Here is a 26,001-nt window from a genome sequence, read left to right as displayed (position 1 = left end):
CTGAGAGGCCTATATGCGTCCCATCAGCACCAGGATCACCACGATCACCACCACCAGGCCGAGGCCGCCGCTGGGTCCGTAGCCCCAGGAGCGGCTGTAGCCCCAGCTCGGCAGTGCGCCGATCAGCAGCAGGATGAGGATGATCAGCAGAATGAACGAGAGCGACATAAGGGTCTCCAGGGCGTTGTTGCAATGAGCTGTCATGCTCGCCCTGCCATGTCGCGCATGTCGCCGGAAGGCAGCGCCTCCGGTGGTCAGGCGGCGTCCTACCGTGGGCGTCGGCGCCTTGCCGGCGCGGTTGCAGGCACGAACAGCAGCACCGCCGTCACCAGCAGGAAAACCAGGCCCAGCCCGCCCGTGATGAGCGCACCACCCCACAGCGAGAAGAAGCCGTCGAGCATGGCGTCCTGCGGGTCGTTCGGGTCGAAGAACACATCGACCTTCTCGCCGACCCTGTAGGCCGGCGGGCTGCTGCTGCTCGACGGCGCGAACTCGATGATCTCGCCCGAGGGCGCCTTGAAGCGCACCAGCGGTTTCCAGGTGCCTCCCGATTCGTGGCGCTCGGAGCTCTCGACGTAGAGCAGCCGCATCACTTCGCCCTGCGTGCGGCTGGCCGAGGCGATGAAGGACGCCGTGTTGTGGTGCAGCAGCCACGCGACCGCGCACAGCACCAAGGCGACCGCACCGAAAACGAGCCTCAGGATGGCAACGGGGTTGTTCTTCATGTGGGCAGGGACCTTCCGAGCAGGGCTGCGCTCGCAATGGCGCAGAGGCCCGACAGCACGGTGCAGGCGACGAGGAAGGCGGCGGCCGCCAGCGTCGCCACGAGCGCCTTGGCGAAGGAACGGGTGCGGAAGAAATAGATCGGCACGCCGAGGATGGGGAACAGGCCCGCCAGCAAGGCCGAGCGCCCTGGCGGTGCGCCGCCGCGCTCCAGCCCCTCGGCGCGGCACCACGTGTAGCTGAGCGCCCCGATGAGCAGGGCGTGGGCAACGTCGATGGCCGAGTAGGACTTGCCGGCCACTTGCGGCACGACGGGCGAAAGCACGCCCGCCGCGACGAACGAGAGCGCCAGCGCCAGAAGCACCCGGCGCGGCCTGTTCATCGCGATGGGCATCGGGCGGTGGCTGCGGTCATCGAGCCGCAGCCGTCAGAGGCGTGCGAGGCGGTCCAGCGCCGCGAGCAGCGTCTCGTCCTTCTTGGCGAAGCAGAAGCGCACCACGCGCTGGTCGAAGCCGTTGCCGTAGAAGGCCGACAGCGGGATGGCGGCCACGCCGATCTCGCGCGTGAGCCACAGGCAGAACTCGGCTTCGGACAGGTCGCTCACCGCCGAGATGTCCACGCACTGGAAGTAGCTGCCTTCGCTGCGCAGCAGCCTGAAGCGGGTCTTCTCGGCCAGGCCGGCGGCGAACAGGTCCCGCTTGCGCTGGTAGAAGGCCGGCAGCTCGAGATAGGGCTTCGGCTCGGCCATGTACTGAGCCAGCGCATGCTGCATCGGCGTGTTCACGGTGAACACGTTGAACTGGTGCACCTTGCGGAACTCCGCCATCAGCGGGGCGGGCGCGGCCACGTAGCCGACCTTCCAGCCGGTGACGTGGTAGGTCTTGCCGAAGCTGCTGACGATGAAGCTGCGCGCGGCCAGCCCCGGAAAGCGCGCCACGCTCTCGTGGCGGGCACCGTCGAACACCATGTGCTCGTAGACCTCGTCGCTGATCACGAACACGTCGGTGGGCGCGAGCAGTTCCTCGAGTTGGCGCATCTCGGCCTCGGTCCATACCGTGGCGCTCGGGTTGTGCGGCGTGTTGATGATGATGGCGCGCGTGCGCGGCGTGAGCGCGGCGGCGATCTTGTCGAAGTCGGGGCGGAACGTGCCAGGCACCAGCGGCACGCGCACCACGCTGCCGCCGGCCAGCTCGATGTTGGGCACGTAGCTGTCGTAGCAGGGCTCCAGCACGATCACCTCGTCGCCCGGGCGCACCACGGCGAGGATGGCCGTGATGATCGCCTGCGTGGCGCCGGCAGTGACGGTGATCTCGGTCGCCGCGCTGTAGGTATGGCCGTACTGCGCCGCGATCTTGGCCGAGATGGCATCGCGCAGCGCCGGAATGCCGGGCATCGGCGGGTACTGGTTGTGGCCCGCGGCCATCGCGGCCGTCACGTCTTCCAGCAGCTTCGGATCGCAGTGGAAGTCCGGGAAGCCCTGGCCCAGGTTGACCGCGTTTTTCTCCGCGGCCAGCGCCGACATCACGGTGAAGATGGTGGTGCCGACGGCCGGCAGCTTGGTGACGATGTCGGGCGTGCGTGGTGACGTGCTCATGATGTCGTGGTTTCAGTTGTTCTTGCGCCAGCCTGTCGTCCGTCCTCGCTCCCTTCCAGGGACACCGCGGAACCGGCTTTGCCGGGCCGCTGGTGTCGCCCCCGGAGGGGGTTGGCGAAGCGACACGAAGTGCGCGAAGACTGGGGGAGGTCCTATTACAGCTCGTAGTCTTGTTGGTGGCCGCTGAGAGCCTTCGCGATCAGGTTGCGGTCGAGGCGGTCGGAGAGCAGCTCGGCGAACTTGAACACGAAGTTGCGCAGGTAGGCGCTGCGCTTGAACGCGACCCGCGCGATATTCTGGCCGAACACATGGCCCATCGGGCGCACCACGAGGTCGGCGTTCGACTCGTCGCGCACCGCCATCTCGGCCACGATGCCCACGCCCAGGCCGAGCCGCACGTAGGTCTTGATCACGTCGGAGTCGATGGCTTCGAGCGCGATGCGCGGCGTGAGCTTCTTCTGGGCGAAGGCGTGGTCGATGCGCGTGCGGCCGGTGAACGAGGGGTGGTACGTGATGATCGGCTCGCTCGCCAGGTCTTCCAGCGTGATGCGCTCCTTGGAGGCCAGCGGATGGTCCTTGGGCAGCACCAGCACGTGCTGCCATTCGTAGCAGGGCAGGGTCACCAGTTCGGCGTAGCCGTCGAGCGACTCGGTGGCGATGCCGATCTCGGCGATCTCGTCGATCACCATGCGCGCCACCTGGTCGGGCGAGCCCTGGTGGAGGCTCACGTTGACCTTGGGATAGGCCTCGCGCAGGTTGGCCACGGGCACCGGCAGCACGTAGCGCGCCTGGGTGTGGGTGGTGGCGATGGAGAGGGTGCCGCTGTCCTGCGCGCTGAACTGCTCGCCGATGCGCTTGAGGTTGCCCACCTCGCGCATGATCAGCTCGATGCTGGCGATGACGTGCTGGCCCGGTTCGGTGACGCGCTTCAGCCGCTTGCCGTGGCGCGCGAAGATCTCGACGCCCAGTTCCTCCTCGAGCTCGATGATGGCCTTGGATACCCCGGGCTGCGAGGTGTGCAGTGCCTTGGCCGCCTCGGTGAGATTCAGGTTGCGCCGCACGGCTTCCTGAACAAACTTGAACTGATGCAGATTCATATCAAATTCCGTCTTATTGCGGAATTCATTATGCCTTCGGAATCTATCGAAATTTCCGGATGTTCACGATTTGACCGCAATCCTGGCCAGGAGATCGACCAGTTCGGGCTCTTCGCCCACGATCCGGGCCAGCGAGAAACCCACGGCGGGCCAGCGCTGGCGCAGCGCCTCGACCTGCTGCGGCAGGTCTTCGCGGGCGTGCTTGCCCATGCCAAGGAAGAGCGGAACCACCCGGACGGCCGTTGCGCCACCGCCAATCAGCGTTTCGGCGGCCGTGGGCAGGTCGGGCGTCGCCAGTTCCATGTACGCGCAGGCCACGCGGGCGCTGGGATCGTCGGCGAGCACCTGCCGGGCGACCGCCTCGATGGGCTCGCGCCAGCGCTCGTCGCGCGAGCCGTGCGCCAGCAGGATGATTCCCTGGGTGGCCGTCATCGCCGCAGCACCAGCCAGCTGAAGGCCGTGAGCGACATCACCGAGTAGATCAGCCCCGGCGCCGCCGCCGTGAGCCATGGCGACCAGTTGCTGAGATTGCCCAGGTAGCCGAACACGTTGTTAAGCAGGAAGAAACTGATGCCGATCATCACGCCGCCGAACACGTAGGTCGTGATGCCGGACTGGCGGAAGTGCAGGTAGGCGAAGGGCAGGGCGAGCACCACCATCACCAGGCATGACAGCGGATAGAAGACCTTCCGCCAGAACTCGATCTCGTAGCGCTGCGCTGTCTGGCCGTTGGCGTCGAGGTGGCGGATGTAGTCGAACAGGTCGATCGTGCTCATCCGGTCGGGGCGCAGCAGCGCCACCGACACCATCTCGCCGGTCAGCGAGGTCGGCCAGTTCAGTTGAGGCAGCTTGGTGGTGACGATGTGCGCCTGTTCGGCCGAGCTGCGCGTGTCGTATTTCTGTTCTTCCACGCCGGTGAGCATCCAGTGGCCGTCGTCACCGATGGTGGCAGAGGCCGCGGTGATCTGGGTCTTGATGTAGCCGCTCTCGTCGAACTCGAAGATGCGCGGGCTCTTCAGCGCGCCCTTGCGGTCGATGGCCAGCACGTTCACCGCGTAGGAGACGTTGTCGCGCTTCTCCTTCAGCCAAGCGCCCGTGTTGCCGGCCAGCGAGTAGGTGCCCTGGTACCTGGCCTTGAGCAGCTGGCCCGTGCGCTCGGAAATGGGCGCGATGTAGTCGCCGACGGCGAAGGTCAGCACCACGAAGCCGATGCCCATGATCAGCAGGGTGCGCAGCGCGCGCCAGGGCCCCAGGCCGCTGGTGCGCAGGATGGTGTATTCGGAGCTCTGCGCCAGCCGTGCCATGACGAAGATCGAGCCGATCAGCACGGTGATCGGCAGCAGTTCGTACAGGTGGCTCGGGATCAGCAGGGCCACGTACAGCAACGCTTGCGCGGGCCCGTAGTTCAGGCTGTCGGGCTTGCCGATGGACTGCAGTTCGTCGACGAAGTCGAAGAAGAAGAAGAGGCTCAGGAAGCCGAGCGTCACGAACGCGACGGCCTTCAGCACCTCGACGTAGATCAGGCGTCTTATCGTTTTCACGTGGGTTCGATCCTGGGAGCGGATGGCGGCGCGGCGACGGAGGCGGACGGGCTCTTCCGGATGCGGCGTCCCCAGTTGTTCTGGCGGGCGCCCAGCCATGCCAGGTTGATCAGCAGCACGCCGCCGTGCAGCAGCAGCATGAAGCCGCCCATGCCGAACTTGCCCGAGCTGATCCAGCTCTGGCCGAGGTTGAGCATGTTGTAGTAGACGACGAAGGCGAACAGTGCGAGCAGCAGGTTGCCGCTGCGGCCCACGCGCGGGTTGCCGCTGGACACGTTCAGCGCCAGCAGCACGAAGTTGATGGCGGCCAGCAGCATGCCGATGCGCCAGGCCAGCTCGCCCCGGCTCATGTCGCTCGCGTCGGTCAGCAGCGACAGCGTGGTGCGCGCACGTGCGGGGGTGGCGTCGTCGCCGAAGCCGGAGCTGCCGCCGGCGCGCGTGCCGTAGGTCTTGAATTCGCTGATCTTCAGGCCGGTGTTCGCCATCGGCTGCTCTAGGCGCTGGCCGTTGTTGAGCAGGAGGTAGCGCGAGTCGCCGATGTTCTCGATGCTGCCGCTGCGCGCCGAGGTCGTGATCTGCATGTTGCGCTCGATCGACCAGATGAAGACGTTGGTGGCCTTGGAGTTGTCCGGCGTCTCCTTGTCGATGAAGAACACCCGCACGCGGCCGGCCGATTCTCGGAATTCACCCGGCGCCACGCGCTCAATGTCGCTGCGCTGCTCGTACTGCTTGCGCATCCCGATGGTCTGCGAGTTGGCCCAGGGCCAGCCCACCAGCGCCATCACGGCGATCAGGATCAGCACCGGCCAGGCGAAACGGAACAGCGGCTTGACGAAATCGGCCATGCCGCGCCCGCTGGAGAACCAGATGACCATCTCGCTGTCGCGGTACATGCGCGACAGGGTGCCGACGATGGCGATGAACAGGCTCAGGCTCAGGATGGTCGGCATGTAGCCGAGCACCGTGTAGGCCATCACCAGGAACACCTCCTGCGGGTTCACACTGCCCTTGGACGCCAGCCCGAGGGTGCGGATGAGCATCATGGTCATCACGATGGTGACCAGTACCACGAGGGTCGCTCCGAAGCTGCGCGACAGCTCCTTGCGTAGGGAAGAATGGAATAACATCGTTCGAGGAAAAAAAGGATTATGGACTTTCAACTCAAGACCCTCACCGTCGCCCAGGCTGCAGCCGAGAAATCCGATGTCCTGATCGTGCTCGCCGGCAGCGCCCCCATCGTCTCCAAGGACCCGCTTTCCGTGCTCGCCGCCAGCGCCCGCAAGGCCGGCGACCTGCCCGACAAGGCCGGCAAGCTGCTGAGCCTCTATCGTCCCGAAGGCGTCGTCGCCGGCCGCGTGGTGCTCGCTGCCATCGGCGACGGCAAGCCGGCTTCCGTGCGCAGCGGGGTGGCGGCGGCCGTCAGTGCGGCCAAGGCACAGCCTGCCAGGCGCGTGACCCTGGTGTTTGCCCAGCCGGCCGACGGCCCGGCGGTGGCTGCAGCCGTCATTGCGGCGGCTGAAGCGAGCTATGTCTACACCACCACCAAGCCCAAGGCCGAGCCGCGCAGCATCCGCCAGCTGACCATCGGCGTTGCAGACGCCGGCGCGGTTTCCCAGCCCTTCGACGAAGCCCGCGCCACTGTCCGCGGCATCGAGCTGGCCAAGGAATGGGGCAACCGCCCCGCCAACCACGCCACGCCCACGCTGCTGGGCGAGGCCGCCAAGGAGCTCGGCAAGCTGCCGAACATCAAGTGCGAGGTGCTGGGCCCGAAGGAGGTCGAGAAGCTCGGCATGGGCTCCTTCGCCGCCGTGGCGCAGGGCTCGGCGCAGCCGCTGCGCTTCATCGTGCTGCGCTATCAAGGCGCGCCCAAGAGCCAGGCGCCGGTCGTGCTGGTCGGCAAGGGCATCACCTTCGACACCGGCGGCGTCTCGCTCAAGCCGGCCGCCGAGATGGACGAGATGAAGTTCGACATGTGCGGCGCGGCCAGCGTGCTGGGCACCTTCCGCGCCCTGGGCGACATCCAGCCTGCCATCAACGTCGTCGGCCTCATCCCCTCTTGCGAGAACATGAACGACGGCCGTGCCGTGAAGCCCGGCGACGTGGTGACCAGCATGAGCGGCCAGACCATCGAGGTGCTCAACACCGACGCCGAGGGCCGGCTCATCCTCTGCGACGCGCTGACCTACGCCAAGCGCTTCGAGCCCGCCGCCGTGATCGACATCGCCACGCTGACGGGTGCCTGCGTGATCGCCCTCGGCGGCGTGCGCAGCGGCCTGTTTTCCAGCGACGACACGCTCGCAGCGGCGCTCGAGGCCGCAGGCGAGGCCTCGCAGGACCGCTGCTGGCGCATGCCGCTGGACGACGACTACGCCGAGGGCCTGAAGAGCAACTTCGCCGACGTGGCCAACATCGCCGGCCGCGCGGGCGGCGCCATCACCGCGGCCAAGTTCCTGCAGCGCTTCGCCAGCGACTTCGCATGGGCGCACCTGGACATCGCCGGCACCGCATGGAAGAGCGGAGCGGCCAAGGGCTCGACCGGCCGGCCGGTGGGCCTGCTGGTGTCCTATCTGATGGGCCGCGTGGGCAGCACCGGTGCTGAGGATGGCACCCAAGGCGCCAAGGCCGGCGCCAAGACCAAGGTTGGCAAGAAGGCCGGCAAGTCCGCCGCGGCTCCCGCAGGAAAGACCCGGACCGAGAAGTGACCGAGATCGGCTTTCACTACAACGCGCGCGACAAGCTGAACTACGCCTGCCGGCTGGTTCGCAAGGCCGTGAACACGCGCGGCCTGCGCGTGGTGGTGGTGGGCGACGCGCGCTCGCTCGAAGCGGTGGATGGAGCGCTCTGGCAGCTGTCGCCCGTGGACTTCGTCGCGCACTGCCGCGACGACGCCCCTGCGCACGTGGTCGCGCGCTCATCCGTGGTGCTGTCGTCGCAAGGCGCCGACGCGGCCTCGCTGCCGCACCGCGAGATGCTGGTGAACCTTGGTGTCGAGGTGCCCGCGGGCTTCGAGCGCTATGAACGCATGATCGACATCGTGAGCGACGAGGCGAACGACCGGCAGCTCGGCCGAGCCCGCTGGCGCCACTATGCCGATCGTGGCTACACCATCCAGCCGCACGACTTCGCAAAGAGTTCCTGACATGGCCAGCACGCTGCGTACACCGCCCCGGTTCGTCCCCACGCTGACCACGGTGCTCGACATGCCCGCGGAGCCTGCGAGCCCCGAGCCGCAGGCCGCGCCGGCATCGCAGCCAGACCCGACGAACTCGATGGCGCTGCCGCCGGCGGCGCAGTTCTCGCAGGCGGAAATCGTCAGCCTCGAAGAGCAATTGCTGCACCGCGTTCTGCAGCGCGTCGACCTGTCGCTGGAGGAGCGTTTGAGCGACACCGTGTCAGCTGCCGTTCAGCATCAACTCGACGCAATGGTGCCGCGTTTGCGCAATGAAATAGAGGCAGTTCTGCGTGCGCTCGTCATCGAGGCGATGGCCGCTGAACTCAGCGAAAACACCGGGTCTACGCCACCTTCCGGACCCTGAATACTGGGCTAAACTGCGCCGCAGGTCGGAAGGGCGTGAGGGTGCCGCTGGTCCGCGGCGCGAAACTTGCGAGGTCTGCGCGCCCGGATCACACGACCGGTTTGTTTATTCTCTTTTCATCCAAGTTCTGGAGGTTCCCATGCAATTGAAATGGACTGCGGTCGCACTGGCTGCAATCACGCTCGTGGCTTGCGGCAAGAAGGAAGAAGCTGCTGCTCCCGCTGCAGCGCCCGCGCCAACGGCCGCGGCCCCGGCGGCTGCACCTGCACCCGCACCTGCCGGAGACACCCTGGTCGTCAAGATCGGCCACGTGGCACCTACCAGCGGCCCCATCGCCCACCTCGGCAAGGACAACGAGTTCGGCGCGAAGATGGCCATCGAAGACCTGAATGCAAAGGGCATCAAGATCGGCGACAAGGTCGCCAAGTTCGAACTGGTTCCCGAAGACGACGCTGGCGACCCGAAGCAGGGCACCGCAGTCGCCCAGAAGCTGGTGGACGAAAAGGTCAACGGCGTGGTCGGCCACCTGAACTCGGGCACCACCATTCCCGCCTCCAAGCTGTACAGCGACGCCGGCATTCCGCAGATCTCGCCTTCGGCCACCAACCCGAAGTACACCCGCCAGGGCTTCAAGACGACCTTCCGCGTCGTGGCTGACGACACGCAACTCGGCGGCACGCTGGGCAAGTACGCCGTCGAAACGCTCAAGGGCAAGAACATCGCCGTGATCGACGACCGCACGGCCTACGGCCAGGGCGTTGCCGAAGAGTTCGAGAAGGCGGCCAAGGCTGCTGGCGCCACCATCGTGGGCCACGAGTTCACCACCGACAAGTCGACCGACTTCAACGCCATCCTGACCAAGCTGAAGGCTGCCAAGCCCGACGTGCTGTTCTTCGGCGGCATGGACGCCGTTGGCGGCCCGATGCTCAAGCAGGTCAAGCAGCTGGGCCTGAACGTCAAGTTCATGGGCGGCGACGGCCTGTGCACCGGCGAACTGCCGAAGCTGGCTGGCGATGCCATCGGCGAAGACATGGTGGTGTGCGCGGAAGCCGGCGGCGTGGACGGCGACTTCAAGCAGCCGCTGGAAGACTTCAAGGCCAAGTTCAAGACCAAGAACGGCGTCGAAGTTCAGATCTATGCACCTTACGTGTACGACGCGGTCAACGTGCTGGCCGAAGCCATGGTGAAGGCCGGTTCGTCCGACCCCGCCAAGTACCTGCCCGAAGTCGGCAAGGTGCAATACAAGGGCGTGACCGGCCCGATCGCCTTCGACGAGAAGGGCGACATCAAGAACGGCGCCCTGACGCTGTACACCTACAAGGGTGGTGCGCGTACCCAGATCGCCGTGGTGCGCTGAGCTGCTTCAGCCAGGAACGAAAAAAGGGCCTTCGGGCCCTTTTTTCATGCCCGCCGTATTTGCGGGCGGGGGCGGGGAGAGCGTCAGAGCGGCGCGAGGCCGGACGGGCGGTTGGCGTTGCAGTACTCGATGAAGGCGTCGAGGTCGCGCGACTTGTCGAACACCGCATCCGCCCCGAGGGCCGTGCAACGCGCCCGGATGTCCGCCGTCACGTAGTTGCTGAGCACCACCACCCGCTGGCCGGGACGGCGTTCCTTGCAGCCGCCGAGAACGCCGAGACCGGAGCCTTCCTTGAGGAAGAGGTCGACGATCAGGAGCTGCCATTCATCGGGATGGGCGGCGAGCCAGGCGAGGGCGTCGCTTTCGGTCTCGGCGAAGCCGACCACACGGCCATTGACCAAATCCTCGAGTGCCGGGACCAGGTTGTCCCTGATGGTCTTGTTGTCCTCGACGAGGAACGTGATGAGGGCCATGCCGTGGTTTCGCCTTGAGAACCAATAGCGTAGCGTGCCCGGCGCCGACTCCGCGTAGGAGAAGGGATACGGACGAGGTCCGCAGCTCCGGTCAGTCGGCGCCCTCGGCGCGGATCTTGGCCTTGAGCTTCTCGGCCAGTGCCTGGCTCTCGTCGCGTTCGGCCGTCACCTCGAGCCGCTTCTCGATCTCTTCGCTCAGGGCGGCGTTCACCTCGGCAAGCTTCTCTGCGGATTTGGCCAGCTTTTCCTCGAGCTGGCTGGTGTGCTCGATCGCCTGCGCCACCTCGCCGACCTGTACCTCCTCGGGCAGTTCCTGTTCGAGCACCGTGTTGACCACGGCGAGGTTGTCCGATGCCCGTTGCACATCGGCAGCCACCTGCTCGCTTTTTTCGAGTGTGCGATCCAGCGTCGTCGTGCCGCGCGACGGGTTTTTCTGTTTTCCGGCCATCGAGATTCCTTTGGGCTTTGGAGGAAGTAGAACCTTTGGATCGTAGCGCCAGACGCGAGCGCCTGCGAGGCCATCGGGGGTTGTTGGAAAGCAACGCATCGGCTCCCCCATCCTGGATGGCGAGAGGGCACAACGGAAAAGCCCTGCTGCCAAACAGAAAAGCCCAGGTGCTTTTGGCAACCTGGGCTTCTTGTTTCTCTGGCGGAGCAGGCGGGATTCGAACCCGCGGAGGGCTATTAACCCTCACACGCTTTCCAGGCGTGCGACTTAAACCGCTCATCCACCGCTCCGAAGCCCACGATTGTAGCAGTCAGATCAGCCCTGATTCGACGTACCTTGCGACGACGGCTTGCCGGCCTGCACCATCCGCATCGCGGAGGCGATGAGCGAGGCGGTTTCGGTCATGTTGCTGGGCACGATCAGCGTGGTCTTGGAGTCGGCAGCGACCTTGCCGTAGGCGTCGACCGCACGCTCGGCCACCTTGAGCTGCACGGCCTGCTCGCCGCCGGGCTGGCGGATGGCCGCTGCCACGCGCTCGATGGCATCCGCCGTCGCCGTGGCCACCGCGGTGATGGCCGCCGCCTCGCCCTGGGCGTTGTTGATCTGCGCCTGCTTCTCGCCTTCGGAGCGGGCGATGAAGGCCTCGCGCTCGCCGGTGGCGATATTGATTTGCTCCTGGCGGCGGCCTTCGGATGCTGCGATCAGCGCGCGCTTCTCGCGCTCGGCGGTGATCTGGCGCTGCATCGCCTGCAGGATCTCCTTGGGCGGCGTCAGGTCCTTGATTTCGTAGCGCAGCACCTTCACGCCCCAGTTCAGCGCCGCCTCGTCGATCGCCGCCACCACCTGGGCGTTGATGACGTCGCGCTCCTCGAAGGTCTTGTCGAGCTCCAGCTTGCCGATCACGCTGCGCAGGGAGGTCTGGGCGAGCTGGGTCACGGCCACGATGTAGTTCGACGAGCCATAGCTGGCGCGCATCGGATCGGTCACCTGGAAGTACAGGATGCCGTCGACCTGCAGCTGCGTGTTGTCGCGGGTGATGCAGATCTGGCTCGGCACGTCGAGCGGGATTTCCTTCAGGCTGTGCTTGTAGGCCACCCGGTCGATGAACGGGATCAGGAAGTTGGGGCCGGGCGTCATCGTGCCGTGGTACTTGCCCAGCCGCTCGCGGATCCAGGCGTTCTGCTGTGGCACGAACTTGACCGACTGGCTGATGAAGATGATCGCGATGACCAGGATGATGAGGGGTACCGAGAATTCCATGGTGCGCTTCCTTTTCTGAGTTCTGTCTACGACGGACTGACTGACTAAACCTTGTCGACCACCAGCCGGCTGCCGACCACCTCGACCACGCGGTGCTCGCCGGTGGAGGGGGTGCGGCCGGCACGCTGGATCACCGTCCACTGCGCGCCGCGATAGCGCACGGTCGCCGTGCCGTCCGGGTTCCAGGCATCGACCTGCACGGTCTCGCCGATGTCGAGGTTCACGTCGCGGTTGGCTTCGGTGGGCGGGGCGGGAGGGCGCTTGCGCTGGATCGCGTACCAGACCAGCACGGCCCCCACGCCGATGACGGCCGCCACGATCAGTTGCGTGACGGTGCCGAAGCCCAGGTGCGCCGAGATGGCTGCGGCAGCAAAGCCGGCCGCCAGCAGCAGGAGATAGACGGTGCCCGAGAGCAGCTCGACCACGATGGCCGCCCCCGCGATCAGCCACCAGACAGTGGAATTTGCCATGTCGACTCCTCTTGTTGCTTGTTCGATCCGCGTGATTCTGCGGCATCCGCTCCAAGCGCTTTCCCCGCGTAGGGATACTGCGGCGCGAAGGGCAGGGCCGGCCTTGTCCGACACCACCCGATGGCTTGCGCGAAGCTGACCGGAGCCGTCATCCGAATTCCGTACACTTCGCGCCTCGCCACATTGCCCTGTGTGTCCCTCTCAGCCAGACCGTCCGGAGCCCTGCTCATGAAATTTCGCTTTCCCATCGTCATCATCGACGAGGACTTCCGTTCCGAAAACACTTCGGGCCTCGGCATCCGCGCGCTCGCGCAGGCCATCGAGACGGAGGGCTTCGAGGTGCTGGGCGTCACCAGCTACGGCGACCTGAGCCAGTTCGCCCAGCAGCAAAGCCGCGCCAGCGCCTTCATCCTGTCGATCGACGACGAGGAGTTCACCATCGGCCCCGACCTCGACCCGGCCGTGCTGAACCTGCGCACCTTCATCGGCGAAGTGCGGCGCAAGAACGCCGACGTGCCGATCTACATCTACGGCGAGACCAAGACCTCGCGCCACCTGCCCAACGACATCCTGCGCGAGCTGCACGGCTTCATCCACATGTTCGAGGACACCCCCGAATTCGTGGCGCGCCACATCATCCGCGAGGCCAAGAGCTACCTCGAGAGCGTGCAGCCGCCTTTCTTCAAGGCGCTGATCGACTACGCGGAAGACGGCTCCTACTCCTGGCACTGTCCCGGCCATTCGGGCGGCGTGGCGTTCCTGAAGAGCCCAGTGGGCCAGATGTTCCACCAGTTCTTCGGCGAGAACATGCTGCGCGCCGACGTCTGCAACGCGGTGGAAGAGCTGGGCCAGCTGCTCGACCACACCGGCCCGGTCGCGGCCAGCGAGCGCAATGCGGCGCGCATCTTCAACGCCGACCACTGCTTCTTCGTGACCAACGGCACCAGCACCAGCAACAAGATGGTGTGGCACCACACGGTGGCGCCGGGCGACGTGGTGGTGGTCGACCGCAACTGCCACAAGTCCATCCTGCACGCGATCATCATGACCGGCGCGATTCCGGTGTTCATGAAGCCCACGCGCAACCACTTCGGCATCATCGGCCCCATTCCCAAGAGCGAGTTCGAGCAGAGCGCCATCAAGGCCAAGATCAAGGCCAACCCCCTCCTGGCCGACGTGGACGCCGACAAGGTCAAGCCGCGTGTGATGACGCTCACGCAGTCGACCTACGACGGCGTGATCTACAACACCGAGACCATCAAGAACATGCTCGACGGCTACGTCGACACGCTGCACTTCGACGAGGCATGGCTGCCGCACGCGGCCTTCCACCCGTTCTACGGTGCCTACCACGCGATGGGCAAGCGCCGGGTCCGGCCGAAGGAATCGCTGGTGTTCGCCACGCAGTCCACCCACAAGCTGCTGGCCGGCATCAGTCAGGCCAGCCACGTGCTGGTGCAGGACTCGCAGAACCGCCAGCTCGACCGCGACCTCTTCAACGAGGCCTACCTGATGCACTCGTCGACCAGCCCGCAGTACGCGATCATCGCGAGCTGCGACGTGGCCGCCGCCATGATGGAGCCGCCCGGCGGCACCGCGCTGGTGGAGGAGAGCATCCTCGAGGCGCTGGACTTCCGCCGCGCCATGCGCAAGGTCGAGGAGGAGTTCGGCAAGGACGAGTGGTGGTTCAAGGTCTGGGGTCCCGAGAAGCTCGTCGAAGAGGGCATCGGCCGCGCCGAGGACTGGATCATGCACGGCGAGAAGAACGGCCAGCCGAAGACCGGCAAGGGCAAGAACTCGCAGCGCAACTGGCACGGCTTCGGCGAGCTGGCCGACGGCTTCAACATGCTCGACCCGATCAAGTCGACCATCGTCACGCCCGGCCTGGACCTCGAAGGCAACTTCGCCGAGACCGGCATCCCGGCCAGCGTGGTGACCAAGTTCCTCGCCGAGCACGGCGTGATCGTGGAGAAGACCGGCCTCTACAGCTTCTTCATCATGTTCACCATCGGCATCACCAAGGGCCGCTGGAACACGCTGCTGACGGCGCTGCAGCAGTTCAAGGACGACTACGCGCGCAACCAGCCGATGTGGCGCATCATGCCGGAGTTCTGCCAGCAGCACCCCGGCTATGAGCGCCTGGGCCTGCGCGACCTGTGCCAGCACATCCACCAGCTGTACGCGCGCTACGACGTGGCCCGCCTCACGACCGAGATGTACCTGAGCGATCTCACGCCGGCCATGAAACCCAGCGACGCCTTCGCCCACATCGCGCACCGCAAGACCGAGCGGGTGGAAATCGACGAACTCGAAGGCCGCATCACCACCAGCCTGATCACGCCGTACCCGCCGGGCATTCCGCTGCTGATCCCGGGCGAAGTGTTCAACAAGAAGATCGTCGACTACCTCAAGTTCTCGCGCGAGTTCAACACGCAGTGCCCGGGTTTCGAGACCGACATCCACGGCCTGGTGGCGCGCGTCGACGAGACGGGCAAGAAGCGCTACTACGCCGACTGCGTCAAGGAATCGAAGTAAAGGGCAAGGAAGTCCGAGGGGCTGATCGATCGGCCGATCAGCCCTCGCGCACCCGCATGAAGCGCGCGAACCGGGGCAGGCCCTTGGCCGTGGTCCCGTTGTAGCGGTAGGTCACCCAGCTGCCGACGGGCGGCGGGTTCTCGCGCTGCGCGTCGGTGAAGCCTCCGCCCAGCCTGAAGCGCTTGCCCTCGGGCGTCTCGACCACCAGGGCGCCGAGCCTGGTGCTGTGCCTGCCCTTGCCCAGGACATGCTCGACCACCCGGGCTTCGGCATCTTCGTAGGGCTTGACCTTCAGCAGATCGTTGCTGCGCTCGCCGCGGTAGCCGGAGGCGCCGCGGTGCAGCATCAGGCCTTCGCCGCCCATCTTCACCGTCTTGTCGAGCAGCGCCTGCATGGCTTCGTGTGTGGTGGCGCGCTCCTGCGGCACGGGCACGACCCAGGGGGCATCTGTGATCGGCAGCAGCTTGCGCAGGGCGGCGAGCCGCGTCGTGAAGTCGCCGGGCTGTGCGGGCAGGTCGAAGACCATGTAGCGCATCTCGTGCCACGCGATGTCGTTGGGCGTCTGGTTGCGAGCAGTCGATACGGCGTGCTCGAACCGGCCCCGGCCGGCCCAGAGCTCGCCGTCCAGTGGCTGCTTCGGCAGTGGGGCAGTGAACCATGCCGGGGCGACGATGCGCTCGCCGCCGCGCGTCCAGAGCTGCTTGCCGTCCCAGAAGGCGCGCACGCCGTCGTACTTCTCGCTGACCCAGTAGTCCGCCAGCGACATGCCGGGCCGATAGATCTCGGCAAGGATCAACGATGGTGCAGGCTCGCGCGCGAGCGCCACGGCCGGCGAAGCGGCCAGCCCGAAGGCGGCGAGCAGCAGGAGTCGGCGGTTCAGCACGTTGCTATGGAATGAATAGCTAAAAAGCGAGGGCCGCTCGCGCGGCCCGTTTCGGTGGGCGTCGGGACGCTTACTCGGCCATGCCGCCGACCACGTTGCTGAAGCCGCCGTCCACGTAGGTGATCTCGGCGGTCACGCCGCTGGCCAGGTCGCTCAGCAGGAAGGCCGCGACGTTGCCGACTTCCTCGATGGTCACGTTGCGCCGGATCGGCGATGCGTCTGCCACGGCCGCCAGCATCTTGCCGAAGCCCTTGATGCCGCTGGCCGCCAGCGTCTTGATCGGGCCCGCGCTGATGCCGTTGACGCGCATGCCCTTCGGGCCCAGCGAGGCCGCGGTGTAGCGCACCGAGGCCTCCAGCGAGGCCTTGGCCAGGCCCATGGTGTTGTAGTTGGGCAGCGCGCGTTCGGCGCCGAGGTAGGTCAGCGTGAGCAGGGCCGACTTGTCGTTCAGATAGGGCAGGGCCGCCTTGGCCATTGCCGGGAAGCTGTATGCGCTGATGTCGTGCGCGACCTTGAAGCCCTCGCGCGACAGCCCGTCGAGGAAGTCGCCCGCGATGGCCTCGCGCGGCGCGAAGCCGATGCTGTGCACGAAGCCGTCGAACTTGGGCCAGGCCTGGGCAAGGTCGGCGAAGAGCTTGTCGATCTGGGCATCGTCGCTCACGTCGCAGTCGAAAATCAGCTTCGAACCGAAGTCTGCGGCATATTCGGTGATACGGTCCTTGAATCGCTCGCCGACGTAGCTGAAGGCGAGCTCCGCGCCCTGGTCATGACAGGCCTTGGCAATGCCATAAGCAATGGAGCGATTGCTCAATACACCGGTGATCAGCAGTTTCTTGCCCGAAAGAAAGCCCATGAGGTTGCCTTGTGAAAATCTTGGGCAGAATTCTCGCATGCGAGGTTGGCTGCTTCTGATGTTGGCTCTCTTGGCGCTTCCCTCGTGGGGAGCGCATGGCCTGGGCATGGGCTACGAGCCCAAGTATCCGGCGTCCTTCAAGAATTTTGACTATGTCAACCCCGACGCCCCCAAGGGCGGCGACCTGGTCCTGTCTTCCAGCGGGAGCTTCGACAAGCTCAATCCGTTCACGCTCAGGGGCGTGCCGCCGGTGGGCATGGGCTACAGCTCCAACGGTTTCGTGTTTTCCGAGTACGGCCTGATATTCGACTCGCTGATGACGCCCAGCGAGGATGAGCCCTTCTCCAACTACGGCCTGCTCGCTGAGGACGTGCAGCTGGCGCCGGACCGCCTGAGCGTCACCTTCCGTCTGAACCCGAAGGCGAAGTTCTCCGATGGGGCCCCGGTGCTCGCGAAGGACGTGAAGTACTCCTTCGACACCCTGATGAGCAAGCAGGCCGGACCGACCTTCCGCTCCTACTGGGTGGACATCAAGGACGCCGTGGTGGTCGGCGAGCGCACCATCCGCTTCGACTTCAAGCGCCAGAATTCCGAGCTGCACATGATCATCGGCCAGCTGCCGGTGTTCTCCAGCGAGTGGGGCAAGGGCAAGCCATTCGACCAGATCGTGAGCGAGCCACCGATCGCCAGTGGCCCGTATGTCGTGGACAAGGTCGACTTCGGCAAGTACATCTCCTATCGTCGGCGTCCGGACTATTGGGCCGCCGACCTGCCGGTTCGCAAGGGGATGTTCAACTTCGGCTCGGTTTCCTACCAGTACTTCAAGGACAAGCTCGGCGAGGAGGAGTCGCTGAAGGCCGGCTCGCTCGATGCGATGGAGGAGGGCTCGATCATCGCCTGGGTGCGCCGCTACAAGGGACGGCGCTTCGATTCCGGCGAGCTGATCAAGGAAGAGATCTCGCACCGCCGCTTCACCGGCATGCAGGGTCTGGTGCCCAACCTGCGGCAGCCTCGCTTCCAGGACATGCGCGTGCGTCAGGCGCTCGCTCTGGCCTTCGATTTCGACTGGCTCAACCAGCACCTGTTCTACGGGCGGCGGGCGCGTACAACGAGCTACTTCCAGAACAGCGACGACCTGATGGCCCAGCCTGAGGTGAGCCCGGAAGAGCAGTCGCTCATCGAGCATCTGAAGAACAGGCAGCGGTACCTCGACAACACCAAGGGCGAGTTGCCGCGCCCGGCCGCCAGCGGAGACACTGCCGAAGGTCTGCGCCGCAATCTCGTGCGCGCGCAGGAGCTGCTGCGTGAGGCGGGCTGGACCTACAGAAACGGCGCCCTGCGCGACAAGGATGGCACGCCCTTCGTCATCAATTTCGACATCGCGGACCGCAGCTCAGGCGTGGTGCTGGCGCCCTATGCGCGCAATCTCGCCAAGCTCGGGATCACCCTCGACTACCGGCTTCGCGACCCGAGCCTGCTGAAGAAGAAGCAGGACGACCTCGAGTTCGACATGGCCATCAACATCGCGGGCGGCTCGTCAAGCCCGGGTAACGAGCTGTTTGACGATTTCGGTTCCAAGTCGGCCAACGAGAAGGGCAGCCAGAACCTCGGCGGCATCAGTGATCCGGTGATCGACGAAATTCTGGAGGTGATCGTCAACGCCCCCGACCGCAAGTCGCTCGCAGCGGGTGCGCGCCTGCTGGACCGTTACTTGCTCCATCAGAACTACGTGATTCCGATGTACTACGGCAAGCAGTATTTCATCGCGCACAAGCGCAAGCTGCACCGGCCTGAGGCGCCGCTGCCTCAGCGGCTTCTCGCCGGTTCAGCGATGCTGACGATGTGGTGGATCGACCCCGCCGCGAAGTAGCTGAACCAGACACGCAAAACAGAGACACGGACAGACCAGACCGCATGGCCGCCTACCTGCTCAGACGCCTTCTGCTGATCATTCCCACGCTGTTCGGGGTGCTGCTGATCAATTTCATCATCGTCCAGTTCGTTCCGGGCGGGCCGGCCGAGCAGTTGCTGTCGCAGCTGACGAACAAGGAAAACCGCCTCTCCGGCGGCCCCGCCGGGCGCGCCCTCGATGCCAAGCAGGTGGCGGAGATCAAGGCGCTCTACGGCTTCGACAAGCCCGCGCCGGAGCGCTTCTGGCAGATGCTCAAGCAGTTCGCCCGCTTCGACTTGGGCAAGAGCTTTTTTCAGAGCAAGGATGTGTGGCAGCTCATCAAGGAGAAGCTGCCTGTCTCCATCAGCCTCGGGCTCTGGACCTTCTTCATCAGCTACCTCATAGCGGTCCCGCTTGGCGTCGCGAAGGCGGTGCGCGCCGGGTCGCGTTTCGACTTCCTCACCACGCTGTTCGTGCTGGTCGGCTATGCCATTCCGGGCTTCGTGCTCGGGGTGGCGCTGCTGGTGATTTTCGGCGGCCAGCTCCAGTGGTTCCCGCTGCGCGGGCTGACCTCGCCGAATTGGGAGTCGCTGAGCTGGGGCGCGCGCATCGTCGACTACCTGTGGCATATCACCTTGCCGGTGACGGCGATGGTGCTCGGCAGCTTCGCCATCACCGCGATGCTCACCAAGAATTCCTTCCTGGAGGAGATCCGCAAACAATATGTGCTGACGGCGCGTGCCAAGGGCTTGGCCGAGCGTCAGGTGCTGTGGAAGCACGTGCTGCGCAACGCGTTGATTCCGATCATCACGGGCTTTCCGGCAGCGTTCATCGGCGCCTTCTTTGCTGGCGCGCTGCTGATCGAGACGCTGTTCTCGCTCGACGGCATGGGCCTCCTGAGCTACGAGAGCGTGCTGCGGCGGGATTACCCCGTGTTCCTGGGCACGCTCTATCTATTCACGCTGATCGGACTGGTGACCAAGCTCGTCTCCGATCTCTGCTATGTCTGGGTCGATCCGAGGGTGAAGTTTGACTGACAGGAAGAAAGCAATGCCCGTCGTGGTGTCGGTGAGCCCGGGGCGCCGCGCCTGGCGACGCTTTCGCCGCAACCCGCTCGGGTTCTGGAGCCTGGTGATCTTTTCGGCACTGGTAGTGTTGAGCCTTTTCGCCGAGGTGCTGTCCACCGACAAGCCGCTCATCGTGCGCTACGAGGGCCAGACCTATTTCCCTGTGCTGCGTGACTATTCCGAGAAAACCTTCGGTGGCGACTTCGAGACGCCCACCGACTACCTGGACCCGTTCATCGAGCAGCGCATCACGCAAGGCGGCAACTGGGCGATCTACGCGCCCAATCGCTACGGCCCCGGCACGCTCAACTATTTCTCGAAACCCCCGAACCCCGCGACGCCGTCGCGCGAAAACCTGCTCGGCACGGACGAGCGGGGGCGCGATTTGCTGGCGCAACTGATCTATGGCTTCCGCGTGAGCGTGCTGTTCGCGCTGGCGCTCACGGTGATCGGTGTGGTGCTGGGGGTTGCGACCGGTGCGGTACAGGGCTTCTTCGGGGGCAAGACAGATTTGACCTTCCAGCGCCTTATCGAGATCTGGAGTGCAATGCCGGAGCTCTACCTGCTGATCATCTTCAGCGCAATCTTCACGCCCAGTGTGGCGCTGCTGCTGATATTGCTGAGCCTGTTCGGCTGGATGGGGCTGTCCGACTATGTCCGTGCAGAGTTCCTGCGCAACCGGCAGATGGACTACGTACGCGCGGCGAGGGCCCTCGGCGTGGGCAACCTGCAGATCATGTGGCGCCACATCCTTCCCAACAGCATGGTTCCGGTCGTCACCTTCCTGCCGTTTCGAATGAGCGCGGCGATCCTTGCGCTGACTTCGCTCGACTTTCTCGGGCTCGGTGTGCCGCCGGGTACTCCGTCGCTTGGTGAGCTGCTGAGCCAGGGCAAGGGCAACATCGATGCCTGGTGGATCTCGCTGTCCACCTTCGTGGTGCTCGTCGTCACGCTCATGCTGCTGACCTTCATGGGCGACGCCCTGCGCGACGCGCTCGATCCCCGGAAGGCCGACAAGTGATGAGCAGCGACGCACAACACACCACCGGCCATCAGCAGCCGCTGCTCGAAGTGGAGGACCTGCGCGTCGCCTTCGGCGGCAAGGAGGTCGTGCACGGCATCGACTTCCGGATGGCTGCGGGCGAGAAGCTCGCCCTGGTCGGCGAATCGGGCTCGGGCAAGACCGTCACCGCGCTGTCGCTGCTGCGGCTGGTTCAGAACGCGGAGCTTTCGGGCAGCGCCCGGCTCTTCGGCAACGGGCAGAAGGAACAGAAACAGCATGGGCCACGCGACCTGCTGACCATTCCCGAGCGCCAGTTGCGCGGCATCCGCGGCAAGGAGATCGCAATGATCTTCCAGGAGCCGATGACCGCGCTGAACGCGCTCTACACCGTGGGCGACCAGATCGCCGAGGTGCTCGAACTGCATGAGGGCCTCTCGAAGCGAGAGGCGCAGGCGGCGGCGGTCCAGCTGCTTGCCGATACGGGTATCCCCGAGCCGGCGCGGCGGGCGAGAGCGTTTCCACACCAGCTCTCGGGCGGTCAGCGCCAGCGCGCGATGATCGCCATGGCGCTCGCCTGCAAGCCGCGCCTGCTGCTGGCCGACGAGCCGACCACCGCGCTCGACGTGACGGTGCGCGCGCAGATCCTCGACCTGCTGGCCGACCTGCAGCGCAAGCATGGCATGGCGGTGCTGCTCATCACGCACGACCTGAACCTAGTTCGCCGCTTCGCCGATCGCGTGGTGGTCATGGAGAGCGGCCATATCGTCGAGCACGGCCCGGTGGCCTCGGTGTTCGAGGCGCCGCAGCATCCCTACACGCGCAAGCTGATCGACAGCCATCCCGAGCGCGACGTGGCGGCCGTGGCCGTGAATGCGGGTGCGGCACCGCTGATCGAGGCCAGCGCGCTGCGGGTGACCTATCCGGTGCCGAAGCCGGGATTCGCCGGGTGGTTCGGCAAGGGCGAGTTCGTGGCGGTGCAGGGCGCCGACTTCCGCATCGCGCCGGGCGAGACGCTGGGCGTGGTCGGCGAGTCGGGCTCGGGCAAGTCGACGCTCGCGCTCGCGGCGCTGGGGTTGCTCAAGCACAAGGGCGCGCTGACTGTCGCGGGCAAGGGCTGGGCGGTCGATCGCGCCTCCGACCTGGGGCTGCGGCGGGTGATGCAGGTGGTTTTCCAGGATCCGTTCTCCTCGCTCTCGCCGCGCATGACAGTCGAGCAGATCGTGGGGGAGGGCCTGCGCGTGCATGCGCCGGAGCTGGGCGTCGAGGCGAGGCGCACGCGGGCGCTGGCGGCGCTGGCCGACGTCGGGCTGACGGAGGCGCAGTTTCCGTCGCTTCTCGAGCGCTATCCGCACGAATTTTCGGGCGGACAGCGCCAGCGGCTGGCGATCGCGCGGGCGCTGATCGTCGATCCGCGGCTGCTGGTGCTCGACGAGCCCACCAGCGCGCTCGACGTCACCATCCAGAAGCAGGTGCTCGGCCTGCTGCAGCGGCTGCAGCGCGAGCGGGGCCTGAGCTACCTGCTGATCACGCACGACGTGGAGGTGATCCGCGCGATGGCGCACAACGTCATCGTGATGAAGGACGGCGCCATCCTCGAAACCGGGCCGGTCGAACGGGTGCTGGACGCGCCCGAACACCCCTATACGAAGAAGCTGGTGGCCGCCGCGCTGCTGGAATAAGACGGAGACTGAAACAAGAATGTCGGAAATCGGACGCGACCGGCGCGGAGCCTGGCGCGCGGCCCTGGCCTGCATGGTCACCCTTGCGGTGGCGATGGGCCTGGGGCGCTTCGCCTTCACGCCCATGTTGCCCATCATGCTGCACGAGGGAAAGCTGGAGCTGGCCGCAGGCGGTGTGCTGGCGTCGCTCAACTACCTGGGCTACTTCCTCGGCGCCGTGAGCTGCGCGGCGATCGGCATCAAGGCATCGAGCATGGTGCGGGGCGGCCTGCTGGCCACGGCCGCTCTGCTGGTGGGCATGGGGCTGCTGCACAGCTTCACGAGCTGGGGCGTGCTGCGCACCGCGGCTGGCGTGATGAGCGCGTGGGTCTTCGTCTTCGCTTCGGGCTGGGGCCTGCGCAGGCTTGCCGAGACGAACGCGCCGACGTTGGCCGGGGTGATCTACACCGGCCCGGGGATCGGGATCGTCATGACGGGCCTGCTCGGCGGCGCGCTGGGGCAGTGGGGTTCCGATGCGGGCTGGATCGGACTCGGCATCCTTGCGCTGGTACTGATCGCGCTGATCTGGCGGGTGTTCGACGACGGCGAAAAGGCTCCGGCCGGCGGTTCGGCGGCTGCGGCGCCGGCCGCCTCAGCCCGTGTGGCCGGGCCCGACGATCGCAGCGACGCGATCTGGCTCGTCGCGCTGTACGGGCTGGCGGGCTTCGGCTACATCATCACCGCCACCTTCCTGCCGGTGATCGCCCGTCAGGCGCTGCCGGGGTCGTCGTGGCCGGACTTTTTCTGGCCGCTGTTCGGGGTGGCGATCATCCCGGGCGCGCTGATCGGGGCCCGCGCCCCGACGCATTGGGACAATCGCCTGCTGCTGGCAGTGGCCTATGCGCTGCAGGCGCTGGGGGTGGTGCTGTCGGTCGCCTGGCCCAGCATTCCCGGTTTCGCACTCGGCAGCCTGCTGCTGGGCATGCCGTTCACCGCAATCACTCTTTTTGCGATGCGGGATGCGCGCCGGCTGCGTGGCAACGCGGCGGCGGGGCTGATCGGCTATGCGACGGCTTCGTACGGCGTGGGGCAGATCGTCGGGCCACTCTTTGCCGCGCCGCTGGCGCAGCGCACCGGCTCGTTCCAGCTGCCCTTGCTGGTCGCGGCAGCGGCACTGGCGTTCGGGGCAGTGCTCTTCGCATATGTCTGGTTGAAATCGCGCGGCGCGCCCGAAACGGTGCCGCAATAGCACGTTCGGCCCCGCAGCCCCTTCATTAATTGCGCAAATAGCATATAATTCGAGGCTCACGACCAAACGGGCGGGTACCAACCGCCCGTTTTTTTTGGTCCATCCATTCCAGGCATTCATTTCATGGCTTTCTGGCATCCGTGGCGGGCGGATGGCAGGGCCGGGCATTTAAAGGCGCTTTCGAACACGTGGCATTGCAGCAAATAGTGGAACAAACCGTAGCCGGCCTCGGCTACGACCTGGTCGAGGTCGAGCGTTCGGCCGGGGGACTGCTGCGCGTAACGATTGATTTGCCCTGGAAAGGCCCCAACTCCGAAGCTGCTGCCGCTGGCCTGCCGGAGCCTTTCGTCACCGTCGAGGATTGCGAGAAGGTGACCCGCCAGCTGCAGTTCGCGCTCGAGGTCGACGGGGTCGATTACAAGCGGCTCGAGGTTTCCTCGCCGGGTATTGACCGCCCGCTGCGCAATGAGCAGGATTTCGAGCGTTTCGTGGGCGAGGTGATCGACATCACGCTCAAGGCGCCGATGGGCGCTGCAGCGGCTGGCCAGGTGGCGGCCAATCGCAAGAAATTTCGCGGCACGCTGGAGCGGGCCGCACAGGTAGAGGGCGCCGGCGCCCCGGGCTGGCAGATCGTCTGGAGCGATGCGCCCGAGCCCAAGCCGGGTCAAAAGGTGAGCAAGAAGCGCGCGCCCGCAACGTTGCAGGCGCTCGGCTTTGCGCTGGACGAGCTGCGCGAGGCGCGGCTCGCTCCGATTGTGGATTTCAAGGGCCGCAAGGCCAAAACCCAACCGGGTTTTTCGGATATTGACGACGGAACGCAGGTTCCGGACTGAACAGAGGAGTGGTGGCATGAATCGCGAAATGTTGATGTTGGTGGATGCGATCTCGCGCGAGAAGAACGTCGAGCGTGACGTCGTCTTCGGCGCGGTCGAGTCCACGCTGGCGCAAGCCACCAAGAAGCTCCATCAGGGCGATGTGGACATCCGCGTCTCGGTCGATCGCGACAGCGGCGACTACGAAACCTTCCGCCGCTGGCATGTCGTGCCCGACGAGGCCGGCCTGCAGCTGCCTGATCAGGAAATCCTGCTGTTCGAAGCCAAGGAAGAGATGCCCGACATCGAGGTCGGCGAGTACATCGAAGAGGCCGTCGACTCGGTGCCCATCGGCCGTATCGGCGCCATGGCCGCCAAGCAGGTGATCCTGCAGAAGATCCGCGACGCTGAGCGCGAGATGCTGCTGAACGACTTCATGTCGCGCGGCGACAAGATCTTCGTCGGCACCGTCAAGCGCCTGGACAAGGGCGACATCATCGTCGAGGCCGGCCGCGTCGAAGGCCGCCTGCGCCGCAGCGAGATGATCGCCAAGGAAAACCTGCGCAACGGCGACCGCGTGCGCGCCATGATCATGGAGGTCGACCTGACGCTGCGCGGCGCGCCGATCATCCTGTCGCGCTCGGCCCCCGAATTCATGATCGAGTTGTTCCGCCAGGAAGTGCCCGAGATCGAGCAGGGCCTGCTCGAGATCAAGAGCTGCGCCCGCGACCCCGGCTCGCGCGCCAAGATCGCCGTGCTCTCGCACGACAAGCGTGTCGACCCGATCGGCACCTGCGTCGGCGTGCGCGGCACGCGCGTCAACGCCGTGACCAACGAGCTGGCCGGCGAGCGCGTGGACATCGTCCTATGGAGCGAAGACCCCGCCCAGTTCGTGATCGGCGCGCTGGCTCCGGCCAATGTGTCGTCGATCGTGGTCGACGAAGAGAAGCACGCCATGGACGTGGTGGTGGACGAGGAGAACCTCGCCATCGCCATCGGCCGCGGCGGCCAGAACGTGCGCCTGGCTTCCGACCTGACCGGCTGGAAGATCAACATCATGGACGCCAACGAGTCGGCCCAGAAGCAGGCGAGCGAGACGGACGCCAGCCGCAAGCTGTTCATGGAGAAGCTCGACGTCGACGAGGAAATCGCCGACATCCTCATTTCGGAAGGCTTCAACAGCCTCGAGGAAGTGGCCTACGTGCCCATTTCCGAAATGCTGGAGATCGAGGCCTTCGACGAAGACACCATCAACGAGCTGCGTGCGCGCGCCAAGGATGCGCTGCTGACCATGGAGATCGCCAGGGAAGAGGGCGTCGAGACGCAGTCCGCGGTGTCGCAGGACCTGCGCGACCTCGAGGGCCTCGACCCTGAGCTGATTCCGAAGCTGCACGAAGCGGGCGTGAATACCCGTGACGACCTTGCCGACCTCGCGGTCGATGAACTCACCGAGATCACCGGCCAGAGCGCCGATGACGCCAAAGCCCTCATCTTGAAGGCCCGCGAACATTGGTTCGCCGGCCAAGAGTGACGGTCATGGAGGCACGAAAC

The 26,001-nt window shown here is 65.8% G+C and carries 26 protein-coding genes and 1 tRNA gene; 12 read left to right on the top strand and 15 right to left on the bottom strand.

The window, feature by feature from the left end:
- Positions 1–9: 9 nt before the first annotated feature.
- The 8 genes from G369_RS37455 to lptF form a co-directional block, all read right to left on the bottom strand.
- Positions 10–168, bottom strand: a complete 159-nt coding sequence (locus G369_RS37455; RefSeq protein ID WP_019652835.1) for a DUF3309 family protein — start codon at positions 166–168, stop codon at positions 10–12.
- Positions 169–266: 98 nt separating this feature from the next.
- The gene (locus G369_RS0104740; protein WP_019652834.1) at positions 267–725 is read right to left on the bottom strand and encodes a DUF3592 domain-containing protein; all 459 of its coding nucleotides are present in this window, start codon (positions 723–725) and stop codon (positions 267–269) included.
- Entirely contained in the window at positions 722–1,117 is a 396-nt protein-coding gene (locus G369_RS0104735; protein ID WP_019652833.1) for a hypothetical protein, read from the bottom strand. The genes G369_RS0104740 and G369_RS0104735 overlap by 4 nt, the downstream gene beginning before the upstream one ends.
- Before the next feature lie 33 nt (positions 1,118–1,150).
- A complete protein-coding gene (locus G369_RS0104730; RefSeq protein ID WP_019652832.1) occupies positions 1,151–2,317 on the bottom strand; it encodes a pyridoxal phosphate-dependent aminotransferase in 1,167 nt (388 codons plus the stop codon).
- 155 nt (positions 2,318–2,472) lie between these two features.
- Positions 2,473–3,414, bottom strand: coding sequence for a CysB family HTH-type transcriptional regulator (locus G369_RS0104725; protein ID WP_019652831.1), 942 nt, complete (start codon positions 3,412–3,414; stop codon positions 2,473–2,475).
- Positions 3,415–3,477: 63 nt separating this feature from the next.
- Complete coding sequence (locus G369_RS0104720; protein ID WP_019652830.1) at positions 3,478–3,846, bottom strand: sirohydrochlorin chelatase; 369 nt, start codon at positions 3,844–3,846, stop codon at positions 3,478–3,480.
- Positions 3,843–4,955 carry an LPS export ABC transporter permease LptG gene (gene lptG / locus G369_RS0104715; protein WP_019652829.1) on the bottom strand — a complete coding sequence of 371 codons (1,113 nt, stop codon included), beginning with the start codon at positions 4,953–4,955 and terminating at the stop codon, positions 3,843–3,845. Before lptG ends, G369_RS0104720 begins: the two co-directional genes overlap by 4 nt.
- Positions 4,952–6,082: an LPS export ABC transporter permease LptF gene (gene lptF, locus G369_RS0104710; protein ID WP_019652828.1), complete on the bottom strand. Its 1,131-nt coding sequence runs from the start codon at positions 6,080–6,082 to the stop codon at positions 4,952–4,954. The genes lptG and lptF overlap by 4 nt, the downstream gene beginning before the upstream one ends.
- Positions 6,083–6,103: 21 nt before the next feature.
- Here lptF and G369_RS0104705 point away from each other — a divergent pair, with 21 nt between their 5' ends.
- The 4 genes from G369_RS0104705 (at position 6,104) to G369_RS0104690 (ending at position 9,848) form a co-directional block, all read left to right on the top strand.
- On the top strand, positions 6,104–7,657 hold the full coding sequence (locus tag G369_RS0104705) for a leucyl aminopeptidase (RefSeq protein WP_019652827.1): 1,554 nt from the start codon (positions 6,104–6,106) through the stop codon (positions 7,655–7,657).
- Positions 7,654–8,094, top strand: coding sequence for a DNA polymerase III subunit chi (locus tag G369_RS0104700; protein ID WP_019652826.1), 441 nt, complete (start codon positions 7,654–7,656; stop codon positions 8,092–8,094). The genes G369_RS0104705 and G369_RS0104700 overlap by 4 nt, the downstream gene beginning before the upstream one ends.
- 1 nt (position 8,095) lies before the next feature.
- A complete protein-coding gene (locus tag G369_RS0104695; protein ID WP_019652825.1) occupies positions 8,096–8,491 on the top strand; it encodes a hypothetical protein in 396 nt (131 codons plus the stop codon).
- A 139-nt stretch (positions 8,492–8,630) separates the two neighbouring features.
- Positions 8,631–9,848: a branched-chain amino acid ABC transporter substrate-binding protein gene (locus G369_RS0104690; RefSeq protein WP_019652824.1), complete on the top strand. Its 1,218-nt coding sequence runs from the start codon at positions 8,631–8,633 to the stop codon at positions 9,846–9,848.
- Between the two features lie 83 nt (positions 9,849–9,931).
- On the opposite strand, the gene G369_RS0104685 is transcribed toward G369_RS0104690, so the two are convergent.
- From G369_RS0104685 to G369_RS0104665, 5 genes are all read right to left on the bottom strand, one after another.
- Positions 9,932–10,321: a response regulator gene (locus G369_RS0104685; RefSeq protein WP_019652823.1), complete on the bottom strand. Its 390-nt coding sequence runs from the start codon at positions 10,319–10,321 to the stop codon at positions 9,932–9,934.
- Between the two features lie 91 nt (positions 10,322–10,412).
- Positions 10,413–10,769, bottom strand: a complete 357-nt coding sequence (locus tag G369_RS0104680; protein WP_019652822.1) for a hypothetical protein — start codon at positions 10,767–10,769, stop codon at positions 10,413–10,415.
- Between the two features lie 199 nt (positions 10,770–10,968).
- Positions 10,969–11,059, bottom strand: a tRNA-Ser gene (locus G369_RS0104675).
- 25 nt (positions 11,060–11,084) lie between these two features.
- On the bottom strand, positions 11,085–12,029 hold the full coding sequence (locus tag G369_RS0104670; RefSeq protein WP_019652821.1) for an SPFH domain-containing protein: 945 nt from the start codon (positions 12,027–12,029) through the stop codon (positions 11,085–11,087).
- Positions 12,030–12,073: 44 nt separating this feature from the next.
- Positions 12,074–12,499, bottom strand: coding sequence for an NfeD family protein (locus G369_RS0104665; protein WP_019652820.1), 426 nt, complete (start codon positions 12,497–12,499; stop codon positions 12,074–12,076).
- 228 nt (positions 12,500–12,727) lie between these two features.
- Here G369_RS0104665 and G369_RS0104660 point away from each other — a divergent pair, with 228 nt between their 5' ends.
- The gene (locus tag G369_RS0104660) at positions 12,728–15,034 is read left to right on the top strand and encodes an arginine/lysine/ornithine decarboxylase (protein WP_019652819.1); all 2,307 of its coding nucleotides are present in this window, start codon (positions 12,728–12,730) and stop codon (positions 15,032–15,034) included.
- A 37-nt stretch (positions 15,035–15,071) separates the two neighbouring features.
- On the opposite strand, the gene G369_RS0104655 is transcribed toward G369_RS0104660, so the two are convergent.
- Positions 15,072–15,917: a DNA ligase gene (locus tag G369_RS0104655; protein WP_019652818.1), complete on the bottom strand. Its 846-nt coding sequence runs from the start codon at positions 15,915–15,917 to the stop codon at positions 15,072–15,074.
- Between the two features lie 70 nt (positions 15,918–15,987).
- Positions 15,988–16,770 carry an enoyl-ACP reductase FabI gene (fabI, locus tag G369_RS0104650; protein ID WP_019652817.1) on the bottom strand — a complete coding sequence of 261 codons (783 nt, stop codon included), beginning with the start codon at positions 16,768–16,770 and terminating at the stop codon, positions 15,988–15,990.
- A 58-nt stretch (positions 16,771–16,828) separates the two neighbouring features.
- On the opposite strand from fabI, the gene G369_RS0104645 reads away from it, so the two are divergent.
- From G369_RS0104645 to nusA, 7 genes are all read left to right on the top strand, one after another.
- Positions 16,829–18,640, top strand: a complete 1,812-nt coding sequence (locus G369_RS0104645; protein ID WP_244164271.1) for an extracellular solute-binding protein — start codon at positions 16,829–16,831, stop codon at positions 18,638–18,640.
- A 44-nt stretch (positions 18,641–18,684) separates the two neighbouring features.
- Entirely contained in the window at positions 18,685–19,698 is a 1,014-nt protein-coding gene (locus G369_RS0104640; RefSeq protein WP_019652815.1) for a microcin C ABC transporter permease YejB, read from the top strand.
- A 13-nt stretch (positions 19,699–19,711) separates the two neighbouring features.
- Positions 19,712–20,749 carry an ABC transporter permease gene (locus tag G369_RS0104635; protein WP_019652814.1) on the top strand — a complete coding sequence of 346 codons (1,038 nt, stop codon included), beginning with the start codon at positions 19,712–19,714 and terminating at the stop codon, positions 20,747–20,749.
- Entirely contained in the window at positions 20,749–22,410 is a 1,662-nt protein-coding gene (locus G369_RS0104630) for an ABC transporter ATP-binding protein (RefSeq protein ID WP_019652813.1), read from the top strand. Before G369_RS0104635 ends, G369_RS0104630 begins: the two co-directional genes overlap by 1 nt.
- 19 nt (positions 22,411–22,429) lie before the next feature.
- Positions 22,430–23,638, top strand: a complete 1,209-nt coding sequence (locus G369_RS0104625) for a YbfB/YjiJ family MFS transporter (RefSeq protein WP_019652812.1) — start codon at positions 22,430–22,432, stop codon at positions 23,636–23,638.
- 188 nt (positions 23,639–23,826) lie between these two features.
- Entirely contained in the window at positions 23,827–24,471 is a 645-nt protein-coding gene (rimP, locus tag G369_RS0104620) for a ribosome maturation factor RimP (RefSeq protein WP_019652811.1), read from the top strand.
- Between the two features lie 16 nt (positions 24,472–24,487).
- A complete protein-coding gene (nusA, locus tag G369_RS0104615) occupies positions 24,488–25,981 on the top strand; it encodes a transcription termination factor NusA (protein ID WP_019652810.1) in 1,494 nt (497 codons plus the stop codon).
- Positions 25,982–26,001 lie beyond the last annotated feature (20 nt).

Source organism: Variovorax atrisoli 110B (genome assembly GCF_000382045.1).
GTDB lineage: Bacteria > Pseudomonadota > Gammaproteobacteria > Burkholderiales > Burkholderiaceae_C > Variovorax > Variovorax atrisoli.
This window is presented reverse-complemented; position numbering and strand designations above follow the sequence as displayed.

Excerpts from the sequence above, each read along its gene's own strand:
- G369_RS37455 (WP_019652835.1), bottom strand. The coding sequence starts at position 168 with ATGTCGCTCTCGTTCATTCTGCTGATCATCCTCATCCTGCTGCTGATC.
- G369_RS0104740 (WP_019652834.1), bottom strand. The coding sequence starts at position 725 with ATGAAGAACAACCCCGTTGCCATCCTGAGGCTCGTTTTCGGTGCGGTC.
- G369_RS0104735 (WP_019652833.1), bottom strand. The coding sequence starts at position 1,117 with ATGCCCATCGCGATGAACAGGCCGCGCCGGGTGCTTCTGGCGCTGGCG.
- G369_RS0104730 (WP_019652832.1), bottom strand. The coding sequence starts at position 2,317 with ATGAGCACGTCACCACGCACGCCCGACATCGTCACCAAGCTGCCGGCC.
- G369_RS0104725 (WP_019652831.1), bottom strand. The coding sequence starts at position 3,414 with ATGAATCTGCATCAGTTCAAGTTTGTTCAGGAAGCCGTGCGGCGCAAC.
- G369_RS0104720 (WP_019652830.1), bottom strand. The coding sequence starts at position 3,846 with ATGACGGCCACCCAGGGAATCATCCTGCTGGCGCACGGCTCGCGCGAC.
- lptF (WP_019652828.1), bottom strand. The coding sequence starts at position 6,082 with ATGTTATTCCATTCTTCCCTACGCAAGGAGCTGTCGCGCAGCTTCGGA.
- G369_RS0104705 (WP_019652827.1), top strand. The coding sequence starts at position 6,104 with ATGGACTTTCAACTCAAGACCCTCACCGTCGCCCAGGCTGCAGCCGAG.
- G369_RS0104695 (WP_019652825.1), top strand. The coding sequence starts at position 8,096 with ATGGCCAGCACGCTGCGTACACCGCCCCGGTTCGTCCCCACGCTGACC.
- G369_RS0104690 (WP_019652824.1), top strand. The coding sequence starts at position 8,631 with ATGCAATTGAAATGGACTGCGGTCGCACTGGCTGCAATCACGCTCGTG.
- G369_RS0104685 (WP_019652823.1), bottom strand. The coding sequence starts at position 10,321 with ATGGCCCTCATCACGTTCCTCGTCGAGGACAACAAGACCATCAGGGAC.
- G369_RS0104680 (WP_019652822.1), bottom strand. The coding sequence starts at position 10,769 with ATGGCCGGAAAACAGAAAAACCCGTCGCGCGGCACGACGACGCTGGAT.
- G369_RS0104670 (WP_019652821.1), bottom strand. The coding sequence starts at position 12,029 with ATGGAATTCTCGGTACCCCTCATCATCCTGGTCATCGCGATCATCTTC.
- G369_RS0104665 (WP_019652820.1), bottom strand. The coding sequence starts at position 12,499 with ATGGCAAATTCCACTGTCTGGTGGCTGATCGCGGGGGCGGCCATCGTG.
- G369_RS0104660 (WP_019652819.1), top strand. The coding sequence starts at position 12,728 with ATGAAATTTCGCTTTCCCATCGTCATCATCGACGAGGACTTCCGTTCC.
- fabI (WP_019652817.1), bottom strand. The coding sequence starts at position 16,770 with ATGGGCTTTCTTTCGGGCAAGAAACTGCTGATCACCGGTGTATTGAGC.
- G369_RS0104645 (WP_244164271.1), top strand. The coding sequence starts at position 16,829 with ATGTTGGCTCTCTTGGCGCTTCCCTCGTGGGGAGCGCATGGCCTGGGC.
- G369_RS0104640 (WP_019652815.1), top strand. The coding sequence starts at position 18,685 with ATGGCCGCCTACCTGCTCAGACGCCTTCTGCTGATCATTCCCACGCTG.
- G369_RS0104635 (WP_019652814.1), top strand. The coding sequence starts at position 19,712 with ATGCCCGTCGTGGTGTCGGTGAGCCCGGGGCGCCGCGCCTGGCGACGC.
- G369_RS0104630 (WP_019652813.1), top strand. The coding sequence starts at position 20,749 with ATGAGCAGCGACGCACAACACACCACCGGCCATCAGCAGCCGCTGCTC.
- G369_RS0104625 (WP_019652812.1), top strand. The coding sequence starts at position 22,430 with ATGTCGGAAATCGGACGCGACCGGCGCGGAGCCTGGCGCGCGGCCCTG.
- nusA (WP_019652810.1), top strand. The coding sequence starts at position 24,488 with ATGAATCGCGAAATGTTGATGTTGGTGGATGCGATCTCGCGCGAGAAG.